Origin of the sequence: Ruegeria atlantica (genome assembly GCF_013032455.1) — a bacterium.
Lineage (GTDB): Bacteria > Pseudomonadota > Alphaproteobacteria > Rhodobacterales > Rhodobacteraceae > Ruegeria > Ruegeria atlantica_B.
Window position 1 is genome coordinate 37131 of the sequence record NZ_WQCF01000013.1, and the last position, 19087, is coordinate 56217.

The 19087-nt window shown below is 57.4% G+C and carries 20 protein-coding genes; 6 read left to right on the forward strand and 14 right to left on the reverse strand.

Annotation, left to right across the window (positions count from 1 at the left end):
• Positions 1-18 precede the first annotated feature (18 nt).
• Together GOW93_RS18090 and GOW93_RS18095 are read right to left on the reverse strand one after the other, a co-directional pair.
• Positions 19-420 carry a MerR family transcriptional regulator gene (locus GOW93_RS18090; protein WP_170387351.1) on the reverse strand — a complete coding sequence of 134 codons (402 nt, stop codon included), beginning with the start codon at positions 418-420 and terminating at the stop codon, positions 19-21.
• A 278-nt stretch (positions 421-698) separates the two neighbouring features.
• Positions 699-1067, reverse strand: a complete 369-nt coding sequence (locus tag GOW93_RS18095; protein WP_170387353.1) for a MerR family transcriptional regulator — start codon at positions 1065-1067, stop codon at positions 699-701.
• Positions 1068-1180: 113 nt separating this feature from the next.
• Between GOW93_RS18095 and GOW93_RS18100 the strand changes: the two genes are divergently transcribed.
• The 3 genes from GOW93_RS18100 to GOW93_RS18110 are packed head-to-tail and all read left to right on the forward strand — an operon-like array spanning position 1181 to position 3441.
• Positions 1181-1600 carry a PaaI family thioesterase gene (locus tag GOW93_RS18100; protein WP_170387355.1) on the forward strand — a complete coding sequence of 140 codons (420 nt, stop codon included), beginning with the start codon at positions 1181-1183 and terminating at the stop codon, positions 1598-1600.
• The gene (locus GOW93_RS18105) at positions 1600-2118 is read left to right on the forward strand and encodes a PaaI family thioesterase (protein ID WP_170387357.1); all 519 of its coding nucleotides are present in this window, start codon (positions 1600-1602) and stop codon (positions 2116-2118) included. Before GOW93_RS18100 ends, GOW93_RS18105 begins: the two co-directional genes overlap by 1 nt.
• A gap of 6 nt (positions 2119-2124) precedes the next feature.
• A complete protein-coding gene (locus GOW93_RS18110; RefSeq protein ID WP_170387359.1) occupies positions 2125-3441 on the forward strand; it encodes an MATE family efflux transporter in 1317 nt (438 codons plus the stop codon).
• On the opposite strand, the gene arsC is transcribed toward GOW93_RS18110, so the two are convergent.
• The 4 genes from arsC to GOW93_RS18130 are packed head-to-tail and all read right to left on the reverse strand — an operon-like array spanning position 3438 to position 5597.
• The gene (gene arsC, locus GOW93_RS18115; protein ID WP_170387361.1) at positions 3438-3779 is read right to left on the reverse strand and encodes an arsenate reductase (glutaredoxin); all 342 of its coding nucleotides are present in this window, start codon (positions 3777-3779) and stop codon (positions 3438-3440) included. The genes GOW93_RS18110 and arsC overlap by 4 nt on opposite strands.
• A complete protein-coding gene (locus tag GOW93_RS18120; protein WP_170387363.1) occupies positions 3776-4834 on the reverse strand; it encodes a quinone-dependent dihydroorotate dehydrogenase in 1059 nt (352 codons plus the stop codon). Before GOW93_RS18120 ends, arsC begins: the two co-directional genes overlap by 4 nt.
• Positions 4831-5262 carry a DUF1330 domain-containing protein gene (locus GOW93_RS18125; protein WP_170387365.1) on the reverse strand — a complete coding sequence of 144 codons (432 nt, stop codon included), beginning with the start codon at positions 5260-5262 and terminating at the stop codon, positions 4831-4833. Before GOW93_RS18125 ends, GOW93_RS18120 begins: the two co-directional genes overlap by 4 nt.
• Positions 5259-5597, reverse strand: a complete 339-nt coding sequence (locus GOW93_RS18130; protein ID WP_170387367.1) for a DUF952 domain-containing protein — start codon at positions 5595-5597, stop codon at positions 5259-5261. Before GOW93_RS18130 ends, GOW93_RS18125 begins: the two co-directional genes overlap by 4 nt.
• A gap of 109 nt (positions 5598-5706) precedes the next feature.
• On the opposite strand from GOW93_RS18130, the gene GOW93_RS18135 reads away from it, so the two are divergent.
• Positions 5707-7284, forward strand: coding sequence for a bifunctional metallophosphatase/5'-nucleotidase (locus tag GOW93_RS18135; protein ID WP_170387369.1), 1578 nt, complete (start codon positions 5707-5709; stop codon positions 7282-7284).
• Positions 7285-7345: 61 nt separating this feature from the next.
• Here GOW93_RS18135 and GOW93_RS18140 read toward each other — a convergent pair whose 3' ends face one another.
• Entirely contained in the window at positions 7346-8998 is a 1653-nt protein-coding gene (locus tag GOW93_RS18140; RefSeq protein ID WP_170387371.1) for a tetratricopeptide repeat-containing sulfotransferase family protein, read from the reverse strand.
• Between the two features lie 55 nt (positions 8999-9053).
• Between GOW93_RS18140 and GOW93_RS18145 the strand changes: the two genes are divergently transcribed.
• Together GOW93_RS18145 and mnmH are read left to right on the forward strand one after the other, a co-directional pair.
• Complete coding sequence (locus GOW93_RS18145) at positions 9054-9719, forward strand: SOS response-associated peptidase (protein ID WP_170387373.1); 666 nt, start codon at positions 9054-9056, stop codon at positions 9717-9719.
• A 42-nt stretch (positions 9720-9761) separates the two neighbouring features.
• Positions 9762-10814 (forward strand): tRNA 2-selenouridine(34) synthase MnmH, encoded by a 1053-nt coding sequence (gene mnmH / locus GOW93_RS18150; RefSeq protein WP_170387375.1) that lies wholly within the window; start codon positions 9762-9764, stop codon positions 10812-10814.
• On the opposite strand, the gene selD is transcribed toward mnmH, so the two are convergent.
• Genes selD through GOW93_RS18185 form a run of 7 tightly spaced genes read right to left on the reverse strand, consistent with a single transcriptional unit; the run spans position 10805 to position 18891 of the window.
• Positions 10805-12964 carry a selenide, water dikinase SelD gene (gene selD / locus GOW93_RS18155; RefSeq protein ID WP_170387377.1) on the reverse strand — a complete coding sequence of 720 codons (2160 nt, stop codon included), beginning with the start codon at positions 12962-12964 and terminating at the stop codon, positions 10805-10807. The two genes, mnmH and selD, sit on opposite strands and share 10 nt — an antisense overlap.
• Before the next feature lie 5 nt (positions 12965-12969).
• Positions 12970-13356 (reverse strand): Na+/H+ antiporter subunit G, encoded by a 387-nt coding sequence (locus tag GOW93_RS18160; RefSeq protein ID WP_170387380.1) that lies wholly within the window; start codon positions 13354-13356, stop codon positions 12970-12972.
• A 7-nt stretch (positions 13357-13363) separates the two neighbouring features.
• A complete protein-coding gene (locus tag GOW93_RS18165; RefSeq protein ID WP_170387382.1) occupies positions 13364-13633 on the reverse strand; it encodes a K+/H+ antiporter subunit F in 270 nt (89 codons plus the stop codon).
• The gene (locus GOW93_RS18170; protein WP_170387476.1) at positions 13630-14127 is read right to left on the reverse strand and encodes a Na+/H+ antiporter subunit E; all 498 of its coding nucleotides are present in this window, start codon (positions 14125-14127) and stop codon (positions 13630-13632) included. The genes GOW93_RS18165 and GOW93_RS18170 overlap by 4 nt, the downstream gene beginning before the upstream one ends.
• On the reverse strand, positions 14127-15668 hold the full coding sequence (locus GOW93_RS18175) for a monovalent cation/H+ antiporter subunit D (protein ID WP_170387383.1): 1542 nt from the start codon (positions 15666-15668) through the stop codon (positions 14127-14129). Before GOW93_RS18175 ends, GOW93_RS18170 begins: the two co-directional genes overlap by 1 nt.
• Complete coding sequence (locus GOW93_RS18180) at positions 15665-16024, reverse strand: Na+/H+ antiporter subunit C (RefSeq protein ID WP_170387385.1); 360 nt, start codon at positions 16022-16024, stop codon at positions 15665-15667. Before GOW93_RS18180 ends, GOW93_RS18175 begins: the two co-directional genes overlap by 4 nt.
• Entirely contained in the window at positions 16024-18891 is a 2868-nt protein-coding gene (locus tag GOW93_RS18185) for a monovalent cation/H+ antiporter subunit A (protein ID WP_170387387.1), read from the reverse strand. Before GOW93_RS18185 ends, GOW93_RS18180 begins: the two co-directional genes overlap by 1 nt.
• Positions 18892-19087: the final 196 nt, after the last annotated feature.

Sequence of the window (19087 nt, forward strand, 5' to 3'; positions counted from 1 at the left end):
GGGATTGGGCCGGCGGGATTATTCGGCGGCCTTTTTCTCGTTTTTCATCGAGGCGATGACTTTTTCGCCCCAGCGCAACTGTTCTTTCAGATCGTCAATGGCCTGAGTTAGCTCCTCTCGGCGGGCTTCCATATCTCCCAGACGTTCGCGTGCGATTTCAATCGTGCGGGTCATCTGGGTCATTTGCTGGTCGCCTACGTGGTACAGATCCAGCAGCTGCCGGATTTCTTCCAAGCTAAAGCCGAAACGTTTACCGCGAAGGATCAATTTCAGTCGCGCCCGGTCACGTTTGGTGAACAGGCGTTTCTGGCCCTCGCGGATCGGAAACAAAAGTTCCTTGGCCTCGTAAAACCGCAATGTGCGTGGCGTGACTTCGTAGGTCTCGCACATTTCGCGTATGGTCATCAGGTCTTCGGTCATGGTTTCAGCACTCTCGTCACTGGCGTCTATCAAAGTCAGTTGCGCAGTCGATGCGCACGTTTCAACACGTAGATGACGTTCACGTAATGCAAACGCTACGTCACTTTGAAAGTTGACGTAGCGCCCTCTCGCGTCAAGGTGCGGATTGCTCGAAAATTCGGGCGTTACGTAACGGAATTTCGATGCAAGAGTGGGGTGTAGCAGAATAGGTACGGAGGGCAGAGCCCAGAGACCCGGCTAAATTCGAATACAGACAGAATGGATTAACGCTGATGGGGTCAGCCCAAAGATTTTGCCGTCTGGTCGCGCAGGCGCCGGAGCTCGTCCATCGCCTCATCCAACTGCTGCCGTTGTTTTTGCAGTTCCGGCAACTGCCGGTCGGCCAGTTTGATGAACTCGGCCATCTGGGCCTGATCGCCTTGATCTTCGTAGATCAACAGCCACTGGCGAATCTCTTCCAGCGAGAATCCAAACAGTCGTCCGCGCATGATCAATTTCATCCGTGCGCATTCACGCGGCCCATAGTGGCGGGTGCGGCCTTCACGCTCAGGCTGCAGCAGTTCGATATACTCGTAATAACGCAGGGTGCGCTTGGTTACGCCGAACTCTTCGCACATCTCGTTTAATGACAAACGGTTGTCGGTCATTTGCGGTCTCCTCGATGGCAAATTAGGGCGTCGTTGCGGCAAGCGCAACAGGTGGGCTTGCTCTTTTGCGAAACGCGGGCTCATAAAGGATGAAACCGAAGGGACAGAAAGACATGGTCGACAAAGTTGCGATAGCACGCCGCTTCATCGAAGCGATCCCCCACGCCAGGGCACTTGAGCTGGAGCTTACGACAATCGGCGATGGTGAGGCTGCAATAACAATGCCTTACAACACTGAACTGGTTGGCGACCCCCGAACCGGTGTTATTCACGGAGGGGCAGTTTTCACCGCTCTGGATACCTGCTGTGGTGCGGCGGTCATGAGCCACCCGTCTGCCCCCGGCGGTACAGCGACCATCGACCTGCGGATCGACTATATGCGCGCGGCAACACCTGGGCAGAGCATCACCGCACGCGCGACCTGCTATCACATCACCCGCAACGTTGCCTTCGTGCGGGCAACCGCGATGGATGAAGATCAGGACCTTCTGGTGGCAACCGCCTCGGGCGCATTCACTGTGGAGGGTCTGTAATGGCGCGTCCTCGTCCCGAACCCATGCAGGTCGTCAAACAGCGTCGCGATGCGGCCCTGAACGCGATTGTCGAGGGTGTTCCATACATCCGGTTCCTTAACATCACCTTCGACCGTCGCGGGGATGAGCTGACCGGTGTGCTGAACTTTGATGACAAGCTGATCGGAAACCCTCTGCTTCCAGCGCTACACGGTGGGGTGACGGCGGCTTTTCTTGAAGTCACTGCTGTCATCACACTGAGTTGGGAGTATTTCTTTCCCCGTATCGAAAGCGGTGAAATAGATGCGGAAGAACTGATTAAGGCAGATGCGGTGAGATTTCCCAAGACTGTCGATTTCACTGTTGATTACCTGCGTTCAGGGTTGCCGCGTGATGCCTATGCCCGCGCCTTTGTCAGCCGGTCCGGTCGGCGGTATGCCTCGGTCCGGGTCGAGGCGTGGCAGGACAATCATGCCCGTCCGATTGCGCAGGCGACAGGGCATTTTCTGATGCCGCAAAACAAGTCAGAGGCCGGGTAAATCAGTATGGAAAACGCCTCGGCACCCCTCACACATAAACGGGTGTTGAAAATTGCGCTTCCGATCGTGCTGTCCAACGCCACCGTACCTATCCTTGGGGCGGTTGATACCGGTGTGGTCGGGCAAATGGGGCAGGCGGCTCCTATTGGGGCCGTTGGCATGGGCGCTGTCATTCTGGCGAGTATCTATTGGATATTCGGTTTCCTGCGCATGGGCACCACTGGTCTGGCCGCGCAGGCGCGCGGGGCCGGGGACACGGCTGAGACCGGCGCGCTCCTGATGCGTGGTCTACTGCTGGGTGGCGCGGCAGGGCTGTTCTTTATACTGACGCAGGTTTGGGTGTTTTGGGGTGCTTTTGCCTTGTCGCCTGCCAGCCCAGAGGTCGAAGCACTGACGCGGGACTACTTGCAAATCCGTATTTGGGGGGCGCCTGCTACGATTGCGCTTTACGCCGTGACAGGCTGGCTGATCGCGATCGAGCGAACCCGTGGTGTATTCGTTCTGCAAGTCTGGATGAATGGGCTGAATATCGTTCTGGACCTATGGTTTGTTCTTGGCCTTGGTTGGGGGGTAGAAGGCGTCGCCATTGCCACACTTATTGCTGAATGGACCGGGCTTGCGCTGGGCCTATGGCTTTGCCGCAATGCATTCGGTGGGAGGCAGTGGCGGGACTGGCCACGGATATTCGACCCGGCGCGATTGCGCCGGATGATGCAGGTGAACGGGGATATCATGATCCGTTCGGTTCTGCTGACAGGCTCGTTTGCCACGTTTCTGTTCGTGGGCTCCGATCTGGGGGACGTGAACCTAGCCGCCAATCAGGTGCTGCTGCAATTCCTTGAGATTACCGCCTTTGCCTTGGACGGTTTTGCCTTTTCTGCCGAGGCGCTGGTGGGCAGCGCTGTAGGTGCGCGGGATCGATATCAGGTGCGGCGCGCGTCGATCATGGCATCTCAATGGGGCGTAGGGGGCGCGTTTCTTCTGGGCGTCGTGTTCTACTTTGCCGGACCAGCATTGATCGATCTGATGTCTACCTCGCCCGAAGTGCGGATCGCAGCACGAGAGTATTTGATCTGGGCCGCGCTGGCCCCGGCGATTGGTGTGGCCAGCTGGATGTTCGACGGTATCTACATCGGCGCCACTTGGACCAGCGCCATGCGCAATGCGATGGTCCAGTCGGTTGCGATCTACGTGGTGGCGCTGTTCATTCTAGTGCCGACGTTGGGCAATCACGGCCTGTGGGCCGCGCTGATGGTTTTGAACATCTCGCGCGGCGTCACCATGGGCTGGCGTTATCCCAAGCTTGAGGCGCAGGTAGCCTAAAGCAGCGCCAACAGATTCTCGGGTGGGCGTCCGATAGCCGCCTTGTCACCCCCAATGGCTAGGGGGCGTTCGATCAGGATCGGGTTCTTGGCCATAGCGGCGATCAGGTCATCGCCGGGGGTCGTTTTGGTCAGACCCAGTTCCTTGAACTGCTTCTCGCCAGTACGCATCATGGCGATGGGTTCGATGCCCAGCATGCCGAGAACGGCACGGATTTCTTCGGCCGTTGGTGCGTCTTCCAAGTATTTGCGAACCTCGATCTGGGCGCCTTTTTCTTCCAGCAGCGCGAGCCCGGCGCGGGATTTCGAACAGCGCGGGTTGTGCCAATACTTGATCACAGCCAATCCTTTCGTTTGCTTCCAATGGCTTGCGCGACCGAGTTGAACCCATCCCGCGCCAGCAATTCATCCAGACCTTTGGCAATTTCCGCCACCAGAGAAATGCCGCCATAGACGAGCGCCGTATAAAGCTGAACGGCGGATGCCCCTGCACAGATTTTGGCATAGGCCTGCTCAGCGCTGCTGATACCGCCGACTCCGATCAGAGGGATATTTCCTTCGGTCAGTTGGCTCAGACGCGCCACAACACGGGTTGATTTCTCGAACAGCGGCGCTCCTGACAAGCCACCCGTTTCGTCCTTGTGACTGCTGCGTAACCCGTCGCGGGATAGGGTTGTGTTGGTGGCGATCACTGCATCAACGCCAGTCTCTTGCGCCACATCGGCGATGTCCTGCAGCTCGGCTTCGGTCAGGTCGGGGGCGATTTTCAGGAAAATCGGAATCGGACGCGTCAATTCATTGCGTGCTTCGATCACACCACCAAGCAGAGCGCTCAGCGCGGCCTTGCCCTGTAAATCCCGCAGCTTTTCGGTGTTGGGCGAGGAAACATTGACCGTGGCGAAATCCAGATGCGCTGCGCAGTGCGTCAGTACCTTGGCGAAATCTCCAGAGCGATCATCACTGTCCTTGTTTGCTCCGAGGTTCAGGCCGATCACGGCGTTTTTGGGCCGGTCGGCCAGACGGCGGGCCATGGCCTCCATGCCTTCGTTGTTGAAGCCAAAGCGGTTGATTGCGGCCTTGTCCTCGGTCAGGCGGAACAAGCGAGGCTTGGGGTTGCCGGGCTGCGGGCGCGGGGTGACGGCGCCAACTTCGACAAAGCCAGAGCCGGTGCGCGACAGCGGTGTCAGGACTTCTCCGTTCTTGTCAAACCCTGCAGCCAGCCCGACCGGGTTGGGCAGGTCAATTCCAGCCACCTGTGTCTTTAGTCGAGGCGACGTCACCGGCCCCGGCATTGGGGCCAGACCGGCCTTCAACGCCTTGATCGACATGCCGTGGGCGGTTTCAGGATCCATCTTGTGCAGGATGGCAAGCCCAAGTTTTTCAGTCAGTTTCATCCGAAAGCCTCTCCGCTTTTGGTTGGTGTGCAGCGGATCAGGCGCGAGGTTTCAACCGCCGCCTGCCGGTGAATAACCGCAGCTTGATAGGCCGGGTCCGTCACCATTTCCAAGAATGCATGTGCGGTTGGATAACGGGCGACGAAAACCTCATCCCAGTCCTCATTCTGCGGGCCAATCAGTGTGGTCTGATACGCACCGCGCCACAGGATCGATGCGCCCAGCCGTGCGATGATCGGCGCCGTTTCTGCGCCGTAGTTGCGATACGCTTGCGCACCGGTCAGGCCCGCCCCGGCCAGTTCATGATCTGCGGGGTATTTAGCCTTGGCACGAAATTTCACCAGATTCAGCATTTCGATTGGGTGATCACGGTCCAGCGCCTTGAACGCTTCAAACTGGGTGCGCTCGGGGTCGACGAATGCGGTCATTCTATTTCCTCGGGAAACTTGTGCGCCACACCGTCAAAGGGCAAGGGGAGGGACCATACCACATCGGTCATGCGGATCTGACGATAGAGATGGGGGAACAGGGCTCCACCGCGCGAAACCTCCCATTTCAGATCATCGCCCATAGCTTCGGTGTCGCAGGCCAGCAGGATCAGCCCTTCGACCCCGGCAAAGTGTTTGGCTGCAGTCTCGGTCGCTTGTTCGGCGGTCGAGAAATGAACATAGCCGTCGGAAACATCAATCGGGGCACCGTCAGAAGCACCCTGATCCTGTAGCGCGGCCCACTCATTGGCTCGGAAAATCTTGTAAATCAGCATAAGGCTCTGATGCCCCGCGTGACGGGTAGAATCAAGACGGATTTCCCCCTTTGACTCTTCCTGTTGGCGAGCGCACCATCACACCAATCAAATAAAAGGGAGTATAAAGATGTTGACCCGTTTTCTGGCGTCAGCGGCGGTGCTGGGCCTGACCGCCGGTATAGCTAGCGCCGAATATAAGCTGACCATTTTGCACACAAATGATTTCCACGCGCGTTTTGAGCCGATTAACAAATACGACAGCGCCTGTGACGAGGAAGATCAGGCCGAAGGTAAATGTTTCGGCGGATCGGCCCGTCTTGTTACAGCAGTGAACGAGGCGCGGGAGCGGTCGGAAAATTCGATTCTTGTGGATGGCGGGGATCAGTTTCAGGGCTCGCTGTTTTACACTTACTACAAGGGCAAGGTCGCAGCCGAGTTCATGAATAAGCTGGGTTATGACGCGATGACTGTGGGCAACCACGAATTCGACGACGGCCCCGAAGTGCTGCGCGGCTTTATCGACTCGGTCGATTTTCCGGTACTGATGTCGAACGCGGATATCCGCGACGAAGAACTGCTGACCGACAAGATCAAGAAATCGACCGTCATTGAAGTGGGTGGGGAACAGATCGGCCTGATCGGCCTGACGCCCGAAGATACGCATGATCTTGCCTCGCCGGGCCCCAATATCACCTTCTCTGACCCGGTTCCGGCAGTACAGGCCGAGGTTGACAGGTTAGCGGCAGAGGGCGTGAACAAAATCATCGTACTTAGCCATTCAGGCTATGGTGTCGATCAGCGCGTGGCGCAGGAAACCAATGGTGTAGACGTGATCGTTGGCGGCCATTCGAACACTTACCTGTCGAATGTTTCCGACAAGGCTGCAGGTCCATACCCGACCGTGGTCAATGGTGTTCAGATCGTGCAAGCCTATGCTTATGGCAAGTTTTTAGGGGAGTTGAACGTTACCTTTGACGATGAGGGAAATGTCGTCGAAGCGGTAGGCGAGCCGCTGATCATGGACAATACCGTGACCGAGGATCAGGCTGCCTTGGATCGTATCGCGGAACTGGCCGTACCGTTAGAGGAAATCCGTAACAAGGTGGTGGCGAGCGCGGCTGACGCAATCGAAGGAGACCGCTCGGTCTGCAGGATGCAGGAATGCGAAATGGGCAATCTGGTCGCCGATGCCATGTTGGCGCGGGTTGCAGATCAGGGTGTTCAAATCGCCATCGCAAACTCGGGTGGATTGCGTGCCTCGATTGATCCGGGCGACGTCACTATGGGTGAGGTGCTGACGGTGCTTCCTTTCCAGAACACGCTGTCGACCTTTGAGATTAGCGGTCAAGGCGTGATCGACGCGCTTGAAAACGGTGTCAGTCAGGTCGAAGATGTGAAGGGTCGGTTCCCGCAGATCGCAGGGCTGACCTTCACTTGGGACCCATCCATTTCACCGAATGAAGGGCGCGTCACCGAGGTCATGGTTGCCGATGGAGATGGATTTGTTCCGATCGACCGGGCAGCGACCTATCTGGTGGTGACCAACAACTATGTCCGCAATGGCGGCGACGGGTACAGCATGTTCGAAGGTGACGACAAAAATGCCTATGACTTCGGACCAGATTTGGCTGATGTGACGGCGGAATACCTGGCTGAAAATGCACCGTATCAACCATATCTGGATGGCCGTATTAAGCAGAAATGAATCTGCTAGGTCAGAAAGTAAAAAGGCCGCATCATGTGATGCGGCCTTTGTTTTTTCTGGGTTAACCCAAATCGTATTCGGGCCAGAGTGTCGGATCAAAGCCGTCCAGCATGGGTTGCAGGTGTTCCGAGACACTCTGCCATCCACCAATGGATTTGGTTGAAATCTTGTTGCGGACCTGGTCGATACTGGCCGTTCTGACCTGCTTGGTATTTTTTTCTGGGTGCATCATGGTTTCGTTCCACTGGATATCGCAGAACGTAGCAACTTTTTGGCTGTAGGTTTTCGGGTCAGCCACCAGTTTTTCGTACGGTACTGTCAGAATTCGGTCTCCGGCCACTGCATCCCAATGGGCCATGTAGCGGCGGTACATATTCGCTGAATGAGCAATGGATTTGAGGTTCGAAGCATAACGCATCCCGCCTGCAGGGAATCGTCTGATCCACTTGGACAGCCCGACATCGCGCGGGTCGCGCAGCATGTTGATCACTTTCGCATTGGGGAAGGCCGCCAACAGGAAGCCGACACGCTGATAGTTGTGCGGCATCTTATCGACAAAAGCGACCGACCCTTCGGGGATCGGTGGCATCAGCTTGCGAAACTGTTTTGCGAATTTCGCGGCCTCTGCTTCTTTGAAGCGTTTTTCGTCCTTTTCAAATTGTCGCGACAGGTCGGCCCCTAGCATTAGTTCACCGCAGCCAGCGATATCCGGGGCCGAGCTCAGCATCATCTCCATCAGGGTAGTGCCAGAACGAGGTTGACCCAAAACGAAGATCGGAGTCGGCGATTCGCTTAGTTCGGAAGTCGGCATCTCTGTTCCGACAGGGAACAGACCGGTGATCCGGCTCAGTTTTTCCTCTTCCACGGCTGCGTCATAGGGGTTGCTATCGTGTTGTATCGCATTGGCGCGCAAGAACTGCGGCATAGCTGCCGCCAAATCTTCGATTTTTGAGATCAATTGCGCTTTGGCGAACTCCAGTTCCAGGTTGTCATGGTCTTTGAGTAAGATAGCGGCCTCGACCGCCTCCAGCAGTTCAGGAGCGTCCTCGCTAGAGACCATTGTGGACATTTGCAGAAGGGCTGCTGGATGTTCGGGGACTTCAGCCAGAATGCGCTGAAGGATTTCTTTTGATCCTTTCTTGTCGCCGCTTTGGTGCAGGTTCACGGACTTCTGGAATGCGATCTTCAAATTGTCTGGAGCCAACTCATATGCACGGGCGAGATCGCGTGAGTGATCGTCGACAAACCCGATTTTTGAAAAGGCTTGGGATCGTTTCGACAGAAGGTCGACATTACTGGGATCCGCCTCAAGCTTGCGGGTCGCATGTTCGATGATCGAGCGCCAGTTGCTGCCCTTAAGGTGGATTTCATCCAGAACACGGGTCAGTTCTTTGTTGTTAGGAAACTGTTCCAGCTTTTGTTCGGTGTATTCCAATGCTTTGGGAATCTGTCCGGTTTGCATCAAAGCATTGGCAAGGTTCTCCACGAATTGCGGATCCTCCGGCTTCATCCGGGATGCTTCAACGAAATGGGGGATGGATTTTTTGTACTGCTTCAGCTCTGTCAGTACAAAGCCCGAAATCGCGTGGAAATCTGACTCCTTGGGGAATTTCTTGACGCCAAGCTGCGCCTTCTTCAGCGCTTGCTGCAGTTTGCCAGCTTCTAAAGCCGCCACCGCCTTGCCTTTAAGGGTTTTCGCTGTTTGATTTTGCATGTGACCCCGTGACACCCTGTGCCTGTATAAAACGATTAATGATGGTTCATTACCTATGTGCGGACGGTTTGCAATAACTCTTCCCAACGATGCGATGGCACAGCTGTTTTCTGCGCGGCCTGCGAACACACTGCCGTCAGTGCCGAATTTCAACGTATGTCCGACCAATAAGGTGCATGTTGTGCGGGGGGGAGAGGCAGGGCGCACACTGGACCCGCTGCGCTGGGGGTTTTTACCGCATTGGTACAAGACTGAAACCGCAGGTCCGCTACTGATCAATGCAAGGGCTGAAACTCTGGCTGAAAAACCCGCTTTTCGCGCCGCATGTCGCGAGCGTCGGTGCCTGATCGTGGCGACCGGTTTCTATGAGTGGACCAAGAGTGAACAGGGCACTCGCTTGCCCTGGTACATCCACCGCAAGGATGGTGCCCCAATTACCTTTGCCGGGGTTTGGCAGGATTGGGGCGCAGAAGAGGTTCGACAAGGCACTTGTGCTATCGTGACAACGTCCGCCAACCGGCGCCTCAGCGCCATTCACCACCGGATGCCTCTGATATTGGAGCCAGATGACTGGCCACTTTGGTTGGGTGAAGCAGGCAAGGGTGCGGCGCGTCTGATGCAGCCTGGTGCCGAAGGGGTGTTGGACTATCACCGCGTTGATCCCGCAGTGAATTCGAACCGGGCCAGCGGATCGGACCTGATCGTGCCTATTCCGGCCTAAAGGCATCTTTTCAACGATTAAACCGCAGGATAGACCATTGGCATGGCCTTAAGTTTCACTGATCTGCCCAGCCTTTTTGCACATGACTTCGACACCGTGATCGATGTGCGCAGCCCGGCGGAATATGTCGAGGATCATCTGCCCGGAGCCATAAACCTGCCGGTTTTGGACAATGACGAGCGTGCTGAGATTGGCACTATCTACGTCCAGAAAAGCCCCTTTCTGGCCCGAAAGCTGGGTGCGGCGCTGGTGTTCCGTAATGCGGCCAATCACATCGAACACAGCCTGTCGCATCATGAGGGCGGATGGAAACCGCTGGTCTATTGCTGGAGAGGTGGGCAGCGGTCGGGGTCGTTTACCTGGATGTTGCAGCAGATTGGTTGGCGTGCCGAGGTGGTGGATGGCGGATATCGCACCTACCGCCGTCTGGTGAACGGGTTCCTCTATGACGATCCCTTGCCACATAGGCTGGTTGCCTTGGACGGCTATACAGGCACGGCCAAGACCGACCTGCTGACTAATCTTAATTCGCGCGGCGTTCAGGTGTTGGATCTCGAGGGGCTGGCCAACCATCGGGGATCGCTGTTGGGCGAGATGCCGGGCGGACAACCCAGCCAGAAAGCATTCGAATCCGCTTTGGCCGCCGCATTGTGCAGGTTTGACCCGGCCCGCACGGTGGTGGTTGAGGCAGAGTCGTCCAAGATCGGTACGCTGATCCTGCCACCGAGCCTTTGGGCCGCGTTGCGCGCCGCACCCCGCATTCAGATTTCAGCCTCAATCGAAGCCCGCACTGACTATCTGGTTGGTGCCTATGACGACATCCTTTCAGACGCAGAGCGGTTGCGCGACCGCCTGTCTCCGTTACGAGCGCACAGGGGGCATGAGGTGGTTGATGGTTGGCTCTCTCTGATCGAGGCTGGGGACAAACAGACGCTGACGCGCGCTTTGATGGAACAACATTACGACCCGTCCTACGCCAAATCCCGCCGCGCGTGTTCGGCCGATGTTGTGGCACGTGTCGAGGCATCGGCACTGAATACCGCTGGGCTTAATGCGATGGCCGCGCGGGTGGAAAAAATTCTGGATCAACTTTGAAGGCGCAAGCGGGGAGTGTCGGTCAGGTGACCAATGATGACGGCAGGGTAGCCCGCGTGTCTTAGCTGGTCGCACAGACCTTGCGCATGAACAGGAGCTGCAGCCGCCAACAACCCTCCGGCGGTTTGCGGATCGAACAGAAGATCAGCTTTGCCGCCAACTGGTATCTCTGGAACGACGGAGCGATTGTCGTCGAATATCGTTGAACGTATGCCCTGAACGCTCAACTCTTGCGCGCCAATCATTAACGGTACTGCGTCCAGGTCCAGCAACGCGCCGCAGTCCGAAGCCTCACACATCCCAAGTAGATGTCCGGCCAGACCAAAGCCTGTCACGTCTGTCATCGCATGAGCTTTGGCAAGAATACGAGACGCTTCGTTCTGAGGTTGAACCATCTGACGGAACGCTTCGGCGATCCATTGCCCTTTAGCCCGACCTGCCATTTCCGCTGCCATCAGCACGCCGCTGCCCAGCGGTTTGGTGAGGATCAGCGCATCCCCTGGGCGCCCGCCCGACAATGTGATCGGATCTTGGTCACAAAGGCCGGTCAGGGTGAAACCGATGGTCATCTCATCACCCATCGAGCTGTGGCCGCCGACAATCTCAGCACCTGCCGCGCGGATGACCTCGGTCGCGATGGCCATGATTTCGGCCATCGTGCGGTGCTGTAATTCGGGCGACATGCGCGGCAGTATGATCGACGCGGTCGCTGCCTGCGGGGTCGCCCCCATGGCCCAGATATCTCCCAATGCGTGCACAGCCGCGATCCGGGTCATCAGCGCGGGGTCATTGGTGAAGCCGCGCAAGTGGTCCGATGTCATCACCTGACGCAAGCCGCCAGTGGTCAGCAGGGCGGCATCGTCACCGGGCAGAGGGGTGATGTCGGCTCGCTCCGGCGCAGGTAAATCGGCCAGCGCAGCTTGTAGTGCGCCGCGCCCGATCTTGGCCCCACAGCCTCCGCACATGGGTTTCTTACCCAATGCCGCCAGCATCCCGGCTGCGTGATTGCGTGGCAAAGAGGCGCGCGCCATTTCAGGCAGGTCGCGGAATTTGTTCATAAAGCTCTGGTCGATGTGGTTTTTCCATTTCCACATCAATGGCCCGCTAAATGAGGTGCCTAGGCGTTCGGCCAGTGCGGATTTTCCACCTAGGGATATTAGCTTCAGATAGTCTTTCTGCGGCTGATATCGCCGCATTCGCCCCGCGCCTAACGCGGCCCGCAGGTTGTTGAACAGAACCGGCGCTTCACGCACAGCATAGACCCCGGCCTTGGGCCTGGGATTCTCAGTCAAATGCGCGCAGTCCCCGGCGGCAAAAATCGCCGGTTCGCTGGATTGCAGGAAACCGTTCACGCGGATGTAGCCATCCTGCAGATCAAGCCCGGTATTTGCGATCCACTCATAGGGGCGGGCACCGGCAGCTCCGGTCACGAAGGTAGCCGGGATTTCGCGTCCGTCGTCCAGAACTATATGATCTCTTTCAACGCGCGAAATAGTGGCGTGTTCGATTAGCTCAATACCAAGATCGGCCATCGCCCGGCGGATGGTGGAAGCGGCTTTGTCTCCGGTCGCGGTCAGGGCCGAGGCATTGTCGACCAACGTCACCTGCGCGCTGCGGCCCTTGGCGCGCAGGGCATGAGCCATCGCCATAACCAGTTCAACCCCCGCAACACCGCCGCCGATCACGGCGACCGAGGCAGGGTTGGTACCCGCCAGATACTCTGCCCATCGCGATGCGAACAGCCCCAGCGGTTTGGCTGGGACTGCGTGTTCGGCAAAGCCCGGCAGGGCGGGCATGTCGGACGTGATCCCGACGTTGACCGAAGCCACGTCGAACGACACCGGGGGACGGCCCGGTACTTGAACACGGCGCGCGCCTATGTCGATGCCTTCCACTGGGCCGAGGATAACACGCGCTCCGGCGAACCGCGCCAGCCGCACCAGATCAATGTCCAGTTCTGACCGATTGTAATGCCCGGCGACAAAGCCGGGCAGCATGCCGGAATAAGGTGCAGTGGCGCCGGGGTTAATCACCGTGACCCGCGCGCCGGGCAGGGGGTTCATGCCCCATTTCCGCAGTACCAATGCATGGGTATGACCGCCACCAATCAGAACCAGATCGCGGGTCAGGGGCAGCGGAGAGTGGTGCATGGAACTCAGGTCTTGGTGTGGGCAGGTACGTCTTCGACCTGTTCGACCGCGTGGGTGGCCCAAAGTTCATCCTCGCCCGCGTCTGGCAGATCGCTGGGCTTTTCATGGCGGTGAATATGCCATTTGGCAATGAACAGTGCCGTGATCGGAGCCGTCAGGAACAGGAACAGGGTGATCAGCAATTCGTGCAGCGACAGCATGCCCTCTAACAGGACCGAGTGGCAGATCGACGCCAGCAACACGCCACCCACACCCAGCGTGGTCGCCTTGGTGGGCGCGTGCAGGCGGGACATCGGGTCTTTCAGCTTAATCATTCCGAAAGAGCCGACAAAGCCGAAAATGCCCGAGACGATCAGAAAGAAGGAGATCACTAGTTCTATGAGGAATGTCATGTCGCCCTCACTCGATGATGTTGCCGCGCAGCATAAAGCGCGCATAGGCCACGGTTGAAACAAATCCGAGCATGGCGATGATCATGGCGGCCTCGAAGAATATCTCGGTTCCCAGTGCCAGACCATAAAGGATCATCAGCGCGATGGTGTTGATCACCATCGTATCCAGCGCCAGAACACGGGTTCCGACCCCTTCCGCCGATATGATCCGATAGAGGCACAGCATGATGGCCGCCCCAAAACAGGCGAAGGCAAACCAGATCGCAACTTCGATCATTCGAAAATCTCCTTCAGGCGGCGTTCATAACGCTGTTTGATCTGGTCGCGCACCTCATCCACGTTGGGTGCGTCCAGGCAGTGAACCAAAAGGCAATGCCCCTGCGCGGACAGATCGCAGCTGACCGTGCCGGGGGTCATGGTGATGGTGCCAGCCAGCACCGTAATCGCCTCGGGTGTGCGCAGTTCCAACGGAATAGAAACCCAATTGGGCTGCCGGTCGGCATCGCGTTTGAACAGGATGATCCGGGCAACCGTGATGTTTGCGATCACGATATCCAGCAGGACCACCAGCATATATTCAACCACCTTGGGCCAGTTGCGCAGCTTTGGGCGGTCTGGCCAGTACGGCTGAGTGATGAAAGGGATAATGATCCCAAGGATCAGACCAAAGACCAAAGAGTTCAGCGAGGGTTTGTTCGCCAGCAATATCCAAACCACCGTCAAAAGGAAGGTCAGGTGGGGGTGCGGAAAAATCCGGTGCAGAAGTCTCATCATTCTTCTCCTCCCAGAACGGCCGAGATGTAGTCTTCAGGAGTGAACAGCTGTTCGGCCGTTTTACCAGCGTAGTTGAGCGCAGGGCCTGCGAACAGGGTCAGCATGACAAGGCCCAGCACGGCGCCGAAGATTGCCGTGAATGCGAGGCCGGGATTCGGCTCGGGCGCGGGCAAGGCGGGGGTTTCTTCGTCTTCATCTTCTGGTGCGGGGTTGTACTCGGCTGCGTGGCTTTTCCAGAAGATCAAAGTACCGGCGCGCGCCAGGCCGACGATTGTAACGAAAGACCCTATCAAAATCACAGCCCAGACCACAAAGACATCCGGCGCATCGCGCGCCGCATCCAATACCAACAGCTTGCCAATAAAGCCTGATAGCGGCGGCATACCGGCCAAGGCGATTGCTCCGACAAAGAACAGGGCCGAGATCAACCCGCTTTGCGGCATCGGCGGGGTGGGGGATATTTTGCCGCCCCGGCGCTCCATTACCAGATCGGCCACCAGGAACAGCAGCGCGGTCGCAAGTGTCGAGTGATAGATGTAGTAGAGCGCTGCTGCGGTGGCGGTTTCCGTGAATAGCGAAATTGCAATCAGCAGAGTGCCCATGGAGGCTATGGCACAGAACGCCACCATACGAGCAATATGTTGTGAGCCAAGGATGCCGATTGCGCCAACCGCCAGCGTCACCAGCGCGGCAGGTTGCAACCAGGCACCGACAAGGCCCTGCGTCACCTCCACCTCGGGGCCGAAGCTCAGCGTGTACATCCGCAAGATCGAATAGGCGCCAACCTTGGTCATGATCGCAAACAGAGCGGCCACTGGAAGCGGTGCGTTCGCATAACTGGCCGGCAGCCAGAAATGCAGCGGCAGAACGGCGGCCTTGATACAGAACACCAAAAGCAACAGAACCGCACCGACACGCAGCAAGGCCGTATCATCGGCAGGCAGTTCCGCTACGCGCACTGCCATGTCTGCCATGTTCAGCGTACCAGTCACCGCATAGAGTGTACCCAGTGCAAACAAGAACAGTGTCGAGCCAATCAAGTTATAGGCGACATATTGAACCCCAGCTTTCAAGCGCACTGAGCCGCCGCCATGCGTCATTAGGCCGTAAGACGCGATCAGCAGAACTTCGAAGAAAACAAACAGGTTGAAGGCGTCGCCGGTCAGGAAGGCGCCACAGACCCCCATGAGCTGAAAGTGGAACAGCGCGTGGAAATGCTTACCTCGGTCGTCCCAACCGGACGCAATTGCATAAAGTACAATGGGCAAGGCCAATATGGCCGTAAGAAGGACCATCATGGCAGATAGGCGGTCCAACACCATCACGATGCCGAACGGTGCGGGCCAGTCGCCCAGCTCATAGACCTGAATGTCGCCACCCGCCGCCTGCGCCGTGATGGTCAGGGCAATGCCCAACAAACCCACCACACCAGCAACTGAGAAGATGCGCTGCAGGTCCAGATGATACCGAAGAACCATGATGATAAACGGGGCCAGGATCGCGGGCAGAACGATCGGCGCAACGATCCAGTGGTTCATGCGTCTTCTCCCTGCGCGTCCACGCTGTCATGGGCTTTCATATCGATATGGTCATCTTTCGAGGACAGATAGGCAGAGAGTGAGATCATCACGATTACCGCGGTCATCCCGAACGAGATCACGATGGCCGTCAGCACCAGCGCCTGCGGTAGGGGATCGGTATAGGGGACCTCTTCGTATTTGTTCAGGACGGCGGGCGCATCAAGCGCCAGTCGACCAGTAGCAAACAGAAATACGTTCACCGCATAGGTGATCAACGACAGACCCAGAATGACCGGGAAAGTGCGGCGGCGCAGGATCAGGAAAATCCCGGCGGCGGTCATGATGCCTACGGCTGAGGCGACGAGCGCTTCCATCAGGCCTGCTCCTTCTTTTCTTCTTCTTTCGACCCGTCCCGCAGTGGATTGATATCCATCGGGAACTCCTGTGCCATGCCGGGTTGCCACGCGAACCGCGACAAGCTGTCCAGCGCCAGCATGACCGCGCCCAAAACTGCAAGGAACACTCCGGTGTCGAACAGTATGGCGGTGGCCCATTCGAACTCTTCCAGTGGTGGCCAGTGCAAATAGCCGAAATCACTGGTCAGGAACGGGCGTTCGTTAAACCATGCGCCCAGCCCTGTCGCGGCCGCGATCAGAACACCCCAGCCGATTGTGCCGTGATAGTAGAACCGCTGCCGCTCGATGGCCCAGGTGTAGCCGCTGGCCATGTATTGCATCAGGAACGCAATCGCCACAATCAGACCTGCGATGAACCCGCCGCCCGGCTGGTTGTGACCGCGGAAAAAGATGTAGGCGCCAACCATGAGGGCGATCGGCATCATCACGCGAGTCGCGACCACCATCATCAACGGATGCGAGTCCCCCGATTGCGGCCAGTGCGGTTTGCGGTTCAGCAGATAGCCTCGGACATTGGTGCCCAGAACGGACTCGGTCAGGGCAAAGATGATCAGGGCGGCAATACCCAGAACGATGATCTCGCCAAAGGTATCAAAGCCCCGGAAATCGACCAGGATCACATTGACCACATTGGTGCCGCCGCCGCCTTTATACGAGTTCGCAAGGTGGAATTCCGAGATCGTCGGGAACGCAAAATCCCGCAGCATCAGCGCGTAGATCAATCCGCCGCTGCCAAGGCCCGCCACGACCGAGATTGCCGCATCACGCCAACGTCGCGCCGCGCTACTGTCCCAAGGCGTATCGGTGGGCAGGAAGTTCAACGAAAGCAACAGCAGGATCATTGTCACCACTTCGACCGAGATCTGTGTAAGCGCCAGATCCGGGGCCGAGAGGTAGTTAAACGCCATCGACACGATCAATCCGACCACGCCGATCAGCACCAGCGACAGCAGGCGATTGCGGTGGAACCACATGATCGCCAGCGTTGCGCCAACCAGACAGATCCAGCCGATAAATGGGATGATCTGTATCGGCAAAGGTTCGCGGGTTACCGGGCCCATCGATCCGGTTGTGTAAGCGTAGTAGCCAAGCCCAATTGTGAAGGCGACCAGAATGATAGCATAGCGGCTGATCACGCCGTTATGCAGTGTATCAGTGACCCACCGGCTGAGTGTGGTCAGCGCGCCGATGATGGCCTCGAAGATAACCTTCGCCTCGGGGCGCGGCAGGGCGTTCCATATATGTTCACCCCGACGATGCAATGCCAGTAGGAACAGGCCGCCCAGCGTAGCCACGATCGACATATACAGCGCGGGCGTGAAACCATGCCACAGTTTCAGCGAGTAGTAGGGCAGCTTCTCTCCGCCAATCACCGCGCTGGAAACGACTGCGACCAGAGGTCCGACAATCGCTGCCGAATACAGGCCGATCAATACGACCAGCACCACAAGGAAAGCCGGGGCCAACCACAGACCAACGGGGGGATCATGCGGGTGGTGCGGATAATCGTTGCGCTCTGGGCCAAGGAAGACGTGACTGACAAAGCGGAACGAATAGGCTGCTGAGAACACTGCGGCCAACAGGGCCAGACCCGGCACCAGATAATGTGAATGCAGCCATGTAGTGTGAACCGTTTCCTCCAGCATCATCTCCTTGGACAAGAAGCCGTTTAGAGGCGGTAGGCCGGCCATAGACAGCGCGGCTATGGTGCCAATGGTAAAGGTGATCGGCATCAGCTGACGCAATCCGCCCAGCCGCTTGATATCGCGCGTTCCGGCCTCGTGATCCACGATCCCGGCGGTCATGAACAGCGCCGCCTTGAAGGTCGCGTGGTTGATGATGTGGAACACCGCAGCGACGGCGGCAATCTTGGTGCCAAAACCCAGCAGCATCGTCACCAGACCCAGATGCGACACGGTCGAAAACGCCAGCAGCGCCTTGAGGTCATCTTTGAACAGGGCAATGCATGCCCCAATCAACATGGTCACCAGGCCAGTGGTCGCGACGATATAGAACCACGCATCGGTCCCCGCCAGAACCGGCCACATCCGCGCCATCAGAAACAGCCCGGCCTTCACCATCGTGGCCGAGTGCAGATAGGCCGAAACGGGTGTCGGCGCGGCCATTGCGTGCGGCAGCCAGAAGTGGAAAGGGAACTGCGCCGACTTGGCGAAACAGCCCAGCAGGATCAGGATCAACGCGGGCATGTAGTAGGGCGAAGCTTGGATCAGCTCTTTGTTCTGGAGAATGACGCTCAGGTCATAGGAACCTACGATGTTACCTAGAATCAGCATCCCAGCGATCATTGCCAACCCGCCACCGCCAGTCACCGCCAGCGCCATACGCGCACCCTGTCGACCTTCGGGCAGGTGCTTCCAATAGCCGATCAGCAAGAATGAGCTAAGAGACGTAAGTTCCCAGAAGATAAGCAAAAGAAGGATGTTGTCAGACAGGACAATCCCGACCATCGCGCCCTGAAACAGCAGCAGATAGGTATAGAACTGCCCCATCGGATCCTCGCGCGACAGGTAGAAGCGGGCATAGAGGATGATCAGCAACCCGATTCCAAGGATCAAGAGCGCGAACAGGAACCCAAGACCGTCCAGCATAAAATTGGCATTCAGTCCCAGCGCGGGTATCCATTCGAACCGCGCCATGATCACGTCTCCGCGCATGACTGAAGGGATGTGAATCAACAATCCCATAAGTGCCAGGAATGTGGTCAGTCCGGCAGCCGAGGCTGCAGCGTTTCGTCCTGCCCGGATCAATAGGGCTGGGAAAACAGCTCCGAGGAAGGGAAGGGCCGCGATGAGGAATAGGGACAAGTGCGATACTCCGGTCTGGGCGGTCAAAAGTAGTCCTGATTTTGTAAGGATAATTTTCTAACTGTCCAGCTTTTGCAAGTTTTTAGCTCTGATTTAAGGTGACAAGGACACAAGTTCGTATGGTGAGAAAGAATGACGCGAACTTGATCTGTGGATCGAATTTCTGCACAGCGACGCCTTGTCTATTGTGATAAAA